Source organism: Pantoea sp. PGP6, assembly GCF_053474785.1.
The window spans coordinates 3567082-3579897 of the sequence record NZ_JBQBMA010000001.1 but is presented as its reverse complement, the minus strand read 5'-3'; the positions used below and the strand labels follow the sequence as shown (position 1 = coordinate 3579897).

Sequence of the window (12816 nt, the reverse complement as noted above, 5' to 3'; positions counted from 1 at the left end):
ACGTCTGACCCGCCGGATATCAAATAAGAGGTCATGATGAGTACAGAGATTAAAACCCAGGTCGTAGTACTTGGGGCGGGTCCTGCAGGATACTCTGCAGCCTTCCGTTGCGCGGATTTAGGTCTGGAAACCGTACTGGTAGAGCGTTACAGCACCCTCGGTGGTGTTTGTCTGAACGTCGGTTGTATCCCATCTAAAGCGCTGCTGCACGTTGCTAAAGTGATTGAAGAGGCGAAAGCCCTTGAAGAGCACGGCATTGTGTTTGGTCAGCCATCGACTGATATCAACAAGATTCGCAGCTGGAAAGAGAAGGTGATCAACCAGTTGACTGGCGGCCTGTCAGGTATGGCAAAAGGTCGTAAAGTCAAAGTGGTTAATGGCCTGGGCAAATTCACCGGTGCTAACACCCTGGTGGTTGAAGGAGAAGGCGGCGCGACCACCATCAACTTCGATAACGCTATCATCGCTGCGGGTTCACGCCCAATCGAACTGCCGTTCATTCCGCATGAAGATCCACGCGTCTGGGATTCAACCGATGCACTGGAACTGAAAGAAGTACCGAAGCGCCTGCTGGTTATGGGTGGCGGTATCATCGGTCTGGAAATGGCGACGGTCTATCATGCGCTGGGTTCAGAGATTGATGTGGTCGAGATGTTCGATCAGGTCATCCCGGCTGCGGATAAAGACGTGGTGAAAGTCTTCACCAAGAAAATCAGCAAGAAATTTAACCTGATGCTGGAAACCAAAGTGACCGCCGTTGAAGCAAAAGACGATGGCATTTACGTTTCGATGGAAGGTAAAAAAGCGCCAGGCGAAGCACAGCGTTACGATGCAGTGCTGGTTGCTATCGGTCGTGTACCGAATGGTAAAGGTCTGGATGCGGGCAAAGCGGGCGTGGAAGTGGACGATCGCGGCTTCATTCGTGTCGATAAGCAGATGCGCACTAACGTGCCGCACATCTACGCTATCGGCGACATCGTCGGTCAGCCAATGCTGGCGCACAAAGGTGTGCACGAAGGCCACGTTGCGGCGGAAGTGATCTCGGGTCTGAAGCACTACTTCGATCCTAAAGTGATCCCATCCATCGCTTATACCGAGCCAGAAGTTGCCTGGGTCGGCCTGACCGAGAAAGAAGCGAAAGAGAAAGGCATCAGCTACGAGACCGCCACCTTCCCGTGGGCAGCCTCTGGCCGTGCTATCGCTTCTGACTGTGCAGACGGCATCACCAAACTGATTTTCGACAAAGAAACGCACCGGGTTATCGGTGGCGCGATTGTCGGCACCAACGGCGGCGAGCTGCTGGGTGAAATCGGTCTGGCGATCGAGATGGGTTGTGATGCGGAAGATATCGCGCTGACCATCCATGCTCACCCAACCCTGCATGAGTCAGTGGGCCTGGCGGCTGAAATCTTCGAAGGCAGCATCACCGATCTGCCTAACGCGAAAGCGAAAAAGAAATAAGTCACTCTGCCTGATAGAAAAAGCTCCCGATAAGGGGGCTTTTTTTTGCCTGAATTTTGGACTGGCGATTAACTGTGCATCTGGCTTAAGTCTGGGTGTAGAATTCGGTAGAATTATCGGGCTTGAAAAAGAATTTAGTAATCAATCAGATAATTTTAGGGTGTTCCCCGCGTGAGCGGGGATAAACCGTGCCCGGCAGGCCGTCCATCTGCGCAGAGTGCGTGTTCCCCGCGCCAGCGGGGATAAACCTTCAAATGTCATCCAGCGCGGATCTATTGACCCGTGTTCCCCGCGTGAGCGGGGATAAACCGCAATTTCGAACCACCGGGTAATCACGTCTGCAGTGTTCCCCGCGTGAGCGGGGATAAACCGGACGTGAAAAAATGATGCGGATCCTGCTGGTGGTGTTCCCCGCATCTGCGGGGACTAACTACCTCAACCCGCACTCATCCTCTCCCACGAACGAAACACGTACCATCACACCCGCCGATCAACCGCCACCTGGTCGATAAACATCTGCGCCAGTACCGCGATGGCCGCATTGCCCGGTAATCTCTCCTCATTGATGCGCAACATCAGCGAGGTTGAACGTCGGCGTCCCTGCAGCAGCGGAAGCGGGCGCAGTTCGCCGCTCTCCAGCAAGGCGGCAATGTTCTTCTCCGGCAACCAGCCATAGCCCAGCTGATGCTGCACCGCCTCAATAGCCGCCGACAGGGTAGTGAATGACCAGTTCTCTGCCTGCTCGCCACTGACTTCTGACTGCTGCTGTTGCTGCCGATCGAGGATGGTAATGCAGGGCCAGCGCGCCAGCGTCGTCGCACTGAGCGGAGCCGGTTCGCTGTGCAGGGGATGATCGCGATGGGCGACGGCAATAAAATCGACGCTCATCAGACTCTCACCTGCCAATGGCTGGTCGTCGCTGTGTGCCACCAGCCAGAGATCGGCCTGCTGTTCCGCCAGCCTGAGCGGCGTTTCGCTGCGGACGATTTCACTGAACCAGACGCGGACGTGCGGATAACGCTGCTGAAACTGGTGTAACACCTTAAACAGCAGCGGTTTGGGTGCGATGGCATCGACCATCAGGTCGACACGGGAAGGCTCGCCGCGCTGTAACGCCGCCGCCTGCGCTTCCAGACTACTAAAACCGGTCAGCAGCGGCCGCGCCTGCGCCAGTAGCTGCTGGCCCTCCGCCGTCAGAACCGCCCGGCGTCCTTCCTGTTGCAGTAGCGCTACGCCCAGCCGCTGCTGCAGCAAACCAATCTGGTAACTGACTGAAGACTGGCTGCGGTTATTTTTCTCTGCCGCCAGTGCAAAGCTTCCTTCGTTAACTACCGAGTCGAGAAGAAACCACTGTTCGAGCGTCGTTTTATGCATAATAATATATCTAAAATTTGAATGAATAAGTGCTAAAAATAGCGTTATTAATCGGTTTTGTAACGCGCAATAATCTCCTCAAGGCAAATAAATGAGGAAATCATCATGAGCACTTTTGATAAAAACAACCTGTCTGGTCTGGTCGGCAAACATCTGGTTTATACCTATGACAACGGCTGGAACTACGAGCTCTATATAAAAAATGCCAACACCGTTGATTACCGGATTCACAGCGGAATGGTGGGTAACCGTTGGGTGAAAAATCAGCACGCTTATATCGTCCGTCTGGCACAGAATGTCTATAAAGTCTCCTGGACCGAACCAACCGGCACCGATGTCAGCCTGGCGGTTAACCTGACCGATAAAATTTTCCACGGCACCATCTTCTTCCCTCGCTGGGTGATGAACAATCCGGAAAAAACTGTCTGCTTCCAGAACGAACATCTGGAAGAGATGGCACAATATCGCGAGGCAGGTCCGGCTTATCCGACTGAAGTGATTGATGAGTTCGCTACGCTGACCTTTATCCGCGATGCCGGCGAAAACAATGACAGCGTGATTGATTGCCCGGCCAGTGAACTGCCCGCCGATTTTCCTGCCAATCTGAAAAACTAACCTCGTTCAGAAGAGCCCATGCCGGGCTCTTCTGCTTTTCTTACCCGCCAAAACCATCTGCTGTCTGCTGCGAAACAGTATCTGATTCTGCCAGCAACTCGCCAAAAATTATCTTCAGGCCGGCGTTCTATTCCTCGCCGTTATACATTTCAGATAAATCATTGCTGGTAAAACCCTGACCGGCAGGTCAACGCGTGGTGATGTTTTCCGGCGGCGTAATGGCGTGCTTTGCGGGCCGGTTTGCCGTCCGGAAGGGCGATGGCTGGCGGCGTAAAACCGTCGCAATTGGTTATGCATTTAATGTTGTATTTTTGTAAACAGATTAACAAACACCCGAAATCCTGCTATTCTGCCCTCCGCGAAACCGGGCACCTCAACCTGGACATCATAAGGTAAGGTTGTTCTCTATAAGTGAGCAAGGTGGTCGGAAAGCCCTACATAATGAGAGCGAGGATAACGTCGTGCTAGAAGAATACCGTAAGCACGTTGCCGAGCGTGCCGCCGAAGGGATCGTACCTAAGCCTTTAGATGCTTCCCAAATGGCCGCGCTGGTTGAACTGCTAAAAAATCCACCTGCGGGTGAAGAAGAATTTCTGACCGATCTGTTGGTCAACCGTGTTCCACCCGGCGTCGATGAAGCGGCGTACGTTAAAGCGGGTTTCCTGGCCGCTGTCGCCAAAGGCGAAGCCACCTCTCCTCTGATCTCTCCTGAAAAAGCGGTTGAACTGCTCGGCACCATGCAGGGCGGTTACAATATTCATCCGCTGATCGAGGCGCTGGACGACCAAAAACTGGCTCCTATCGCGGCCAAAGCCCTGTCACACACGCTACTGATGTTCGACAGCTTCTACGATGTAGAAGAGAAAGCCAAAGCGGGCAATGACTACGCGAAGCAGGTGATGCAGTCGTGGGCAGATGCGGAATGGTATCTGTCACGACCAGAACTGGCGGAAAAGATTACCGTCACCGTGTTCAAAGTTACCGGCGAAACCAATACCGACGACCTCTCTCCGGCACCGGATGCCTGGTCACGTCCTGACATCCCACTGCACGCGTTAGCGATGCTGAAAAATGCCCGTGAAGGCATTGAGCCGGATGAGCCAGGCAACGTCGGCCCGATCAAACAGATTAAAGCGCTGCAGGAAAAAGGCTTCCCGCTGGCTTACGTCGGTGACGTGGTCGGTACCGGTTCCTCACGTAAATCCGCCACCAACTCGGTGCTGTGGTTTATGGGCGACGACATCCCGAACGTGCCGAATAAAAAAGGCGGCGGCGTGGTGCTGGGCAGCAAAATTGCTCCGATCTTCTTCAATACCATGGAAGATGCCGGTGCACTGCCGATCGAAGTCGACGTGAACAACCTGAACATGGGCGATGTCATCGACATCTATCCATTCAAAGGCGAAGTGCGTAACCACCAGACCAACGAACTGCTGGCCAGCTTCGAACTGAAAACCGAAGTGCTGATTGACGAAGTGCGCGCCGGTGGCCGTATTCCGCTGATCATCGGTCGTGGCCTGACCACCAAAGCGCGTGAGTCGCTGGGTCTGCCGCACAGCACCGTATTCCGTCAGGCGAAAGATGTCGCGGAGAGCACCCGCGGTTTCTCGCTGGCACAGAAAATGGTCGGTCGCGCCTGTGGCGTCGACGGTGTCCGTCCGGGCGCCTATTGCGAACCGAAAATGACCTCGGTGGGATCGCAGGATACTACCGGTCCGATGACCCGTGATGAACTGAAAGATCTGGCCTGCCTCGGCTTCTCAACCGATCTGGTGATGCAGTCATTCTGTCACACCGCGGCTTATCCTAAGCCGGTGGATGTGAATACACACCATACGCTGCCTGACTTCATCATGAACCGTGGCGGTGTGTCGCTGCGTCCGGGTGACGGCATTATCCACAGCTGGCTGAACCGTATGCTGCTGCCGGATACCGTCGGCACCGGCGGCGATTCACATACCCGTTTCCCGATCGGCATCTCCTTCCCGGCGGGTTCTGGCCTGGTGGCGTTTGCCGCAGCGACCGGCGTTATGCCGCTCGACATGCCGGAATCCGTGCTGGTTCGCTTCAAAGGTAAAATGGAGCCGGGCATTACGCTGCGCGATCTGGTTCATGCCATTCCGCTGTATGCCATCAAACAGGGTCTGCTGACCGTTGAGAAGAAGGGTAAGAAAAACATCTTCTCTGGCCGCATCCTTGAGATTGAAGGGCTGCCGGATCTGAAAGTCGAGCAGGCGTTTGAGCTGTCAGATGCGTCAGCTGAACGTTCAGCGGCCGGCTGTACCATCAAGCTGGATAAAGACCCAATCATTGAATACCTCAACTCCAACATCGTTCTGCTGAAGTGGATGATTGCTGAAGGCTATGGCGATCGCCGTACCCTGGAGCGTCGTGTTGAAGGCATGGAGAAATGGCTGGCGGATCCACAGCTGCTGGAAGCGGATGCGGATGCGGAATATGCCGCAGTGATTGAGATCGATCTGGCTGATATTAAAGAGCCGATCCTCTGCGCACCAAACGATCCAGACGATGCCCGTCTGCTGTCTGACGTGCAGGGCGAGAAGATCGATGAAGTCTTTATCGGATCGTGCATGACCAACATCGGTCACTTCCGTGCAGCCGGTAAGCTGCTGGATAGCCATAAAGGCCAGTTACCGACCCGTCTGTGGGTGGCTCCGCCAACCAAGATGGATGCGGCGCAGCTGACTGAGGAAGGTTACTACAGCGTATTCGGTAAGAGCGGCGCGCGTATCGAGATCCCAGGCTGTTCACTCTGCATGGGTAACCAGGCGCGTGTGGCGGACGGTGCGACGGTGGTCTCCACCTCAACCCGTAACTTCCCGAACCGTCTGGGTACCGGCGCTAACGTCTACCTAGCGTCAGCCGAGCTGGCGGCGGTGGCTTCACTGTTAGGTCGTCTGCCAACGCCGGATGAGTATCAGCAATTTATGGCGCAGGTGGATAAAACTGCCAGCGACACTTATCGCTATCTCAACTTCGACCAGCTGACCCAGTACACCGATAAAGCTGACGGCGTGATTTTCCAGACTGCGGTCTGATTCACTGACCAGCAGCAGTAAAAAGGGGCGATGATTCGCCCCTTTTTTTCGTCTGTGCAACGGCAACCGGTGCGATGAAAAGCTGGATTTCGCCGGACAGCCTGCAATAATGCGCCACTTGTCACACTTTGCCGTTGGGGCAGCGCTGACACTGATAACGTGACGCGATGATGTTGAGAGGAACGGGCGATGGAATATGAATTTTTACGCGATGTGACCGGCCAGATTAAGGTGCGCATGTCGATGGATCACGAAGCGGTCGGCCACTGGTTCAATGAAGAAGTCAGGGACGATCCCGGCCTGCTGGATGAAGTCGAAGCGGCGATTGAAGATGTAAAAGGCAGCGTGCGGCAATGGCAGCGCGTCGGCAGCGAATACACTATCCTGCTGGACGAGGAAGAGGTGATGATCCGTGCCAATCTGCTGGCGCTGGAAGATGACGGCATGGAGGAGGGGATGAACTACTACGACGAAGAGAGCCTCTCATTCTGCGGCATTGAAGATTTTCTGCTGGTGATCGCTGCTTATCGCCAGTTTGTGAATCAGTACGGTAATAAAAGCCGGGCGACCTGAGCCGCCCAGCCGGTTAACTGAGAGACGCCCCGCCACACAGCACCAGCTGCTGTCCGGTCATCGCCGCTGCGGCAGGCGTGAGCAGAAAATGCACCAGCCCGGCCACTTCCTCCGGCTGAATAAAGCGGCCAATTGGCGGCAGCCTCGGCGGTGAGCTGCCCCGACCCGGCTGTTGCAGCATCGGCGTGTCGGTTGCGCCAGGCGCCACAATATTGGCGGTAATGCCGCGCGGTGCCAGTTCTGCCGCCCAGCTGCGCACCATCCCGATCATTGCGGATTTGGTCGCCACATACTGACTGCGTCCTGCCGCTCCGCCTGAGGTGCGGCTGCCCAGCAGCACAATCCTGCCGCCACTGGTCATCCGTGGCGCGCAGTGATTAGCCAGTTGCTCCGCCGCTGCCACATGCAACTGCCATAAGCGCGCGCTGGCGTGGAGATCGAGTTCACCCAGCGGCGCAGCCTGCATCATGCCTGCCGCGTGTACCAGCGCCTGGGGCACCGGCAGTCGGGCTAACACCTTCTGTAAGGCGGCGGCATCACTGACATCCACCTGATAACTCTGCAGGGCCGGATGCTGCCGCGTCAGCGCCGAGCGACTCAGGCCGATCACCTGCCAGCCCTCCACCAGCAAGCGGTCAACAATCGCCTGGCCGATGCCTGAACTGGCACCAGTGACCAGCGCCATTTGGTCAATCACGCGCGACCTCCCGCCACCCACGACTCTTCAACGCGAACATACTTGATTGCCTGACGATAAAAGGTGTAGGCGATATGCAGTTCACCGCCGGCTCCCTGTTTGATGCTTGGATAAGAGAATTCACGGTTCAGCTTCTGCTGTGAATTATTGGTCATGCAGTAGCCATCGCCTTCATCCAGATTACGCTGCAGCGGCCAGCTTTTGCCGCCGTCATGCGAAATCGCCAGCGTCATGGGCGCGCGCGGTGCACCCCAGAAGGCCGTTCGCGCGCCGTGTGCCACTGGCTGGGCGGCGACAGCTACCTCATCATCATCCTCATCTTCAATTTCGTCATACAGCGACAGCCGCCGCTCACTCGCGCCTTGCGCGCTCATCGCATTGAACACCAGCGCCAGATGACCATTGCGCAGCGTGGTGACCTGAATCGATGAGTTATTGTTAGGCAGCGACAACGGCTGTGGGGCACTCCAGCTTTCGCCCTGATCGACGGAGCGGCTCTGGTAAATATGATCGGCCCAGCGGCTGCGATAGAGTGCCAGCAGCGTGCCGTCATCCAGCAGCGTGACGTTCATGTGGACGCAGCCAGTGCTGTCCGGGACCTCAACATCACGCCAGCTTTGCCCCTTGTCCTCAGAGATTTTTACCGCGCTGATATCATAACTGCCGACCCACTTTTCACCTGGCCGGGTCAGGCAGTAAAACACCGGCAGCAGCCAGTTACCGTTGGGCAGCACCACCACCGGCTGGCGGATAAAGGTGCCCGGCTTATCCAGCAGTGTGGCGATGGCACCCCAGCTGCGGCCCAGATCGTGCGACTGACGATAGCGTACAATCGCGGTGTCCTGATTCCCCGATTTTTGCGCGGTCCACAGCAGCCACAGCACCTGATCCGGGTCGAGGAACAGCACCGGATTTTGTTCCGAACGGCTCGGATCGTCCGACAGTTGTTGCGCCTCGCTCCAGCGAGAGCTGCCTTCTGCCAGCCGCGAACACCAGATCGAAATATCGGCGATGCCTTCCTGGGTACCGCCAAACCAGACGCAGAGCAGATCGCCATTGGGCAGCGGAGCAGATTGGCGGCATGGTTTTGCGGGCAGGACGATGGCAGCATCGCCACCTGTTGCGCGCTATCCTGCGGGTGCGGCGCCAGCTGGCCGGTGCGTTCGACGGTGACGGTTTCCTGAGTCATATTAGGCTCCACTGTTTTGTGCATTGCGTTGCGTATTGGGCTGAGACTGGCGTGACGGGATGCAGCGGTCAATCACCATGATGATCGCCGGCGTCGCCAGCGCCACGTACATATTATCGATGCCGAATGGGTTACCGAGGATGAACCACACCGACGTCGCCAGACAGGCGCCGATCAAACCAGCATTGGCACCGCGGGTGCTTTTAAACCACGGCAGGTAGAACGCCATGATCGCCACCACGGTAATCGACAGACGAATGGCGCGGGTAAAGAATGACAGCTTCAGCACTTCCGGGAAGAACAGCACGAACAGCAGCGGGAAGAAGCCGATAGCGATTGAGATCCAGCGCGTCATTTTAAATTCACGCTCCGGGGTCGGATTGCGGTAGGGCACGTAAAAGTCCTTCACCACCAGCGAGGCGATCGCCAGCGCCACGGTACCGACGCTGACGAAGATCGACGCTACCAGCGAGGTGGTGACAATGCCCGCCAGCCACGGTGACATATCCTGCAGAAACACCGGCAGCGCATACAGGCTTTTGATATCAGGATGGGCAAATTTCGCCGCCACGCCAATCAGTGCCATCGCCAGACCAATCGGCAGGCAGAAAAAGAAGGCGACCCAGGTGGCACGCTTCGCGGACTTCACATCTTTGGTCGATGAGATCGCCTGGATCACAAACTGGGTACAGAAGATCGATCCGACCGTCCCGATCAACCACGCCACAATGGTACTGGCCCCGACGTGACCATCCCACGTCCAGTAGAACGCCGGCATTTTTTCGATCATTGGTGCTACGCCGCCGGTCATCTTCAGCGCCACGAAGAGGATTATCAGGATCCCGGCATATTTGAGCGCGCTGTGCAGCAGCGTGACCCACGCGACCCCTTTCATCCCGCCGAAGGCAAAATAGAAGGTGCTGACCACTGCTGTGATAAAGGCCGCCTGCGTCAGGTCGATTTTCAACACGGTTGAAATGGCCGCTGCGCCGCTGATGTAGTTGCCGACGTTCACCAGCAGCAGCGCATAGATCATGATGAGAGAGATGATATTTTTGGTTGAGGTGCCATATTTCTCGGCAATCGCGCCCGAAATAGTGATTTTGCCAGTGTTATAGATGCGTTTCACCAGGATCAGACCAAACAGCGGGAAGCCGATCGCCGCACCAATCACCGACCACGAGGCGGCAAAGCCATCTTCAAAAGCCGCCTGGGCGGTGCCAATGGTCGACTTGGCGCCGATATATTCTGACATCAGCATCACGCCGACGATAAATGCCGGCATCGCGCGTGAGCCTTCCATAAAGTCACCGCTGCTTTTGCTGCGCAGCCGCCAGGTCAGCCAAGTGGTAAACAGGATATAGGCGACCACCATGCCAACGATCAGCAGGGTGCTCTCAGTAGAAAATGCTTTCATCATGACCTCGATTGTTCTGGCAGATGGCGACCATCAGGTTCGTTCTCATCTGACCGGTAGGATACAAAGATGATGGTCGTTCCCCGGCAGGGCAGGCTGACGACACGCCAAAAGGTGATGAGTCATTGGTGCCAGCCACGAGCGGTTCGCGGTGTCGTTTCAGGACCTCACCCCGGTCCTGCCGAAGACGCAGGGCATCCGCCCTGCTGGCGATTACTGCAGGTACTGATTGACGATCTGGCGGATCTGCTGCTGCTGATCGGCGCTGAACTGCACCGCATAGCGGCTGTCACCTACGTCAAAGCCCAGCAGGCTGACCGCCTTTTTCACCGCAGCAGGAGAGAAGCCGATGTTATAGAGATCGGTGCGTAAACCGGTGACGCGCTCCTGTGCCTGATGCGAACCGGCAATATCGCCGGCGTTAAACTGCGCCCAGATGGCGTTGATCGCCTCGGGCGCCACGTTTGCCAGCCCGGAAATGCAGGCGGAGCAGCCATCGACGAACCCCTGATGAATCAGCGAGTCGGGGCCGTTCAGCACATCGAAGTGATCGATGCCGTCGGCAGCCTGCAGGAAGCCACTCAGACTCTGGTAGCTGCCGGCTGAATCTTTGATACCGATGATGTTCGGATGTGCCGCCAGCGTCCTGACGGTGTCAGGCTGCAGAGTATTGCCGGTACGCGCCGGGATGTTGTAAAGGAACAGCGGCACCTCAAGCGCGTCTGCAACGGCGTGGTAATGCGCGATCAGCTCCTGCTGCTTTAACGGCACGAACCATGGCGTAATCACCGAGACGGCATCAACGCCCAGCCTGGCGATCTGCTTACCGAGGCGGATGGTTTCACGGGTTGATATCTCGCCGATGTGCGCCACCACCGGCGCACGGCCGTTGACTTCATCGACGCAGGTTTCGGTGACCGCGATCTTCTCCTGCTGATTCAGCACAAAGAATTCTCCGTTGGTGCCGCCGCAGAAAATACCGTTACCGGCATCGAGCTGGCGTCGCACCTGCTCACGCTGGGCAGCCGGATTAAACTCACCGTCGCGATCAAAAGTGGTAACGATGGCGGTCAGTACCCCGGTTATTTTTTTGTTCATGGCAATCCTCATTGCGCCGGGTGAGAAGGAAACAGCGTCAGGTAGACTGCGCGCACATCGTCCGCCGTCACGGCCAGCGGCACGTTTTTCATCAGGCGCTGCACGTCGAGCGCCGCATCGACTAAATAGGGCAGGTGATCCGGGCTGATGCCCAGCGCTTCCAGGCTGGCTGGCAGCTGCAGGCGCTGAACCAGTGCGCTGAAGTAATCGACCAGCGCATGAGATTTCTGCTCCTCGCTTAAGCCGGTATCAGCCTCGGGCAGCAGATCGTAAGCCTGAGCAAATTTGCTCACCGCCGCGGGCCGGACAAAGCGCATGCAGGGGGCCAGCAGAATGGCATTGGCAACGCCGTGCGGCAGATGATATTTGCCGCCGAGCGGGTAGGACATGGCGTGGACCAGGTGCGTCCCGGCGTGGGCAATCGATGCACCACCGTAGTATGAGGCCCACAGCATCTCCAGTCGCGCCGCTAAATTGTGTGGTTCACGTAACGTGGTTTCGAGGCTGGCGAACAGCTTCTTCATGCCGATCAGCGCATAGTTATCGCTCACCGGATTGGCGACCGTGGCGGTGAAGCACTCAATCAGATGGCACAGCGCATCAATCCCGGTGGATGAAGCAATATGCGGCGGCATGCTGGTGGTGAGTTCCGGCACCAGCGCGACCCAGTCGGGCAACATCACCGGTGAAATAATGCCAACCTTGGTCTGTTTCTCCGGAATCGCCAGAATCGCATTCGGCGTGGCCTCCGAGCCGGTCCCGGCGGTGGTCGGAATCAACAGCGAGCGAACGCGGCGCTGCGGTTTCTCGCCTGCCAGCAGCGCATCCAGTGACGGCGCATCCCCGGCGCACAGCACTGACAGCAGCTTAGCGACATCCAGCACGCTGCCGCCGCCGATGCCAATCACCAGTTCAACCTCCTGCGCTGGCAGGGCGCTGACAATCGCCGCCACATCATGCTGACCTGGCTCTGGCGGAACGCTGTTCACCACACTGAGTCCGGGGATCTGCTGCCGGAGTTGTCCCACCAGTGCCTGCACGGCGGGAATGGCTTCAATGTTGTTATCGGTTACCACTAACGCTGTCGTGATGCCGTCGAGCAGATAGCGCATGTCGTTCAACGTCTGATAGCCGCTGATCACCGTGCTGTTGATATTCATCTCACACCCTTGTTGGTAATTTCTGAAGCAATGATTGATATCGCTCAGAGTAACGCTGACGTAATCCCCTTGCTGTGGCTAATTTTATAGGACATATCGATTTCGATTAATTTGATCTTGCTCACATATAATCAATCATGATTGAATATAATCAATTGCAGCGGCAATAGCCT

Annotated in this window: 9 protein-coding genes and 1 pseudogene; 4 read left to right on the top strand and 6 right to left on the bottom strand. The window is 56.6% G+C overall.

Annotated features, from left to right (window positions below; genetic code table 11):
* Positions 1–36 precede the first annotated feature (36 nt).
* The gene (lpdA, locus tag ACLIBF_RS17490) at positions 37–1461 is read left to right on the top strand and encodes a dihydrolipoyl dehydrogenase (protein ID WP_031376687.1); all 1425 of its coding nucleotides are present in this window, start codon (positions 37–39) and stop codon (positions 1459–1461) included.
* A gap of 477 nt (positions 1462–1938) precedes the next feature.
* Here the strand turns inward: lpdA and ACLIBF_RS17485 are convergent, their stop codons facing one another.
* Positions 1939–2835 carry a LysR family transcriptional regulator gene (locus ACLIBF_RS17485; protein ID WP_031376686.1) on the bottom strand — a complete coding sequence of 299 codons (897 nt, stop codon included), beginning with the start codon at positions 2833–2835 and terminating at the stop codon, positions 1939–1941.
* Positions 2836–2937: 102 nt separating this feature from the next.
* Here ACLIBF_RS17485 and ACLIBF_RS17480 point away from each other — a divergent pair, with 102 nt between their 5' ends.
* The 3 genes from ACLIBF_RS17480 to yacL all read left to right on the top strand — a co-directional run bounded on the left by ACLIBF_RS17480 (position 2938) and on the right by yacL (position 7082).
* On the top strand, positions 2938–3450 hold the full coding sequence (locus ACLIBF_RS17480; RefSeq protein WP_279810073.1) for a phenolic acid decarboxylase: 513 nt from the start codon (positions 2938–2940) through the stop codon (positions 3448–3450).
* 461 nt (positions 3451–3911) lie between these two features.
* Positions 3912–6509 carry a bifunctional aconitate hydratase 2/2-methylisocitrate dehydratase gene (gene acnB / locus ACLIBF_RS17475; RefSeq protein WP_279810062.1) on the top strand — a complete coding sequence of 866 codons (2598 nt, stop codon included), beginning with the start codon at positions 3912–3914 and terminating at the stop codon, positions 6507–6509.
* Between the two features lie 189 nt (positions 6510–6698).
* On the top strand, positions 6699–7082 hold the full coding sequence (gene yacL, locus ACLIBF_RS17470) for a protein YacL (RefSeq protein ID WP_031376684.1): 384 nt from the start codon (positions 6699–6701) through the stop codon (positions 7080–7082).
* Between the two features lie 13 nt (positions 7083–7095).
* Here the strand turns inward: yacL and ACLIBF_RS17465 are convergent, their stop codons facing one another.
* From ACLIBF_RS17465 to ACLIBF_RS17445, 5 genes and pseudogenes are all read right to left on the bottom strand, one after another.
* Entirely contained in the window at positions 7096–7767 is a 672-nt protein-coding gene (locus ACLIBF_RS17465; RefSeq protein ID WP_031376683.1) for an SDR family NAD(P)-dependent oxidoreductase, read from the bottom strand.
* Between the two features lie 8 nt (positions 7768–7775).
* Positions 7776–8968: pseudogene (locus ACLIBF_RS17460) on the bottom strand (sialidase family protein).
* Between the two features lies 1 nt (position 8969).
* The gene (locus tag ACLIBF_RS17455; RefSeq protein ID WP_031376681.1) at positions 8970–10385 is read right to left on the bottom strand and encodes a sodium:solute symporter family protein; all 1416 of its coding nucleotides are present in this window, start codon (positions 10383–10385) and stop codon (positions 8970–8972) included.
* A 213-nt stretch (positions 10386–10598) separates the two neighbouring features.
* Positions 10599–11483, bottom strand: coding sequence for a dihydrodipicolinate synthase family protein (locus tag ACLIBF_RS17450; RefSeq protein ID WP_031376680.1), 885 nt, complete (start codon positions 11481–11483; stop codon positions 10599–10601).
* Positions 11484–11491: 8 nt separating this feature from the next.
* Positions 11492–12643 carry an iron-containing alcohol dehydrogenase gene (locus ACLIBF_RS17445; RefSeq protein ID WP_046289194.1) on the bottom strand — a complete coding sequence of 384 codons (1152 nt, stop codon included), beginning with the start codon at positions 12641–12643 and terminating at the stop codon, positions 11492–11494.
* Between the last annotated feature and the right edge of the window lie 173 nt (positions 12644–12816).

Coding starts and splice junctions, on each gene's coding strand:
- ACLIBF_RS17485 (WP_031376686.1), bottom strand. CDS start 2,835: ATGCATAAAACGACGCTCGAACAGTGGTTTCTTCTCGACTCGGTAGTT.
- ACLIBF_RS17450 (WP_031376680.1), bottom strand. CDS start 11,483: ATGAACAAAAAAATAACCGGGGTACTGACCGCCATCGTTACCACTTTT.
- ACLIBF_RS17455 (WP_031376681.1), bottom strand. CDS start 10,385: ATGAAAGCATTTTCTACTGAGAGCACCCTGCTGATCGTTGGCATGGTG.
- lpdA (WP_031376687.1), top strand. CDS start 37: ATGAGTACAGAGATTAAAACCCAGGTCGTAGTACTTGGGGCGGGTCCT.
- ACLIBF_RS17445 (WP_046289194.1), bottom strand. CDS start 12,643: ATGAATATCAACAGCACGGTGATCAGCGGCTATCAGACGTTGAACGAC.
- yacL (WP_031376684.1), top strand. CDS start 6,699: ATGGAATATGAATTTTTACGCGATGTGACCGGCCAGATTAAGGTGCGC.
- ACLIBF_RS17465 (WP_031376683.1), bottom strand. CDS start 7,767: ATGGCGCTGGTCACTGGTGCCAGTTCAGGCATCGGCCAGGCGATTGTT.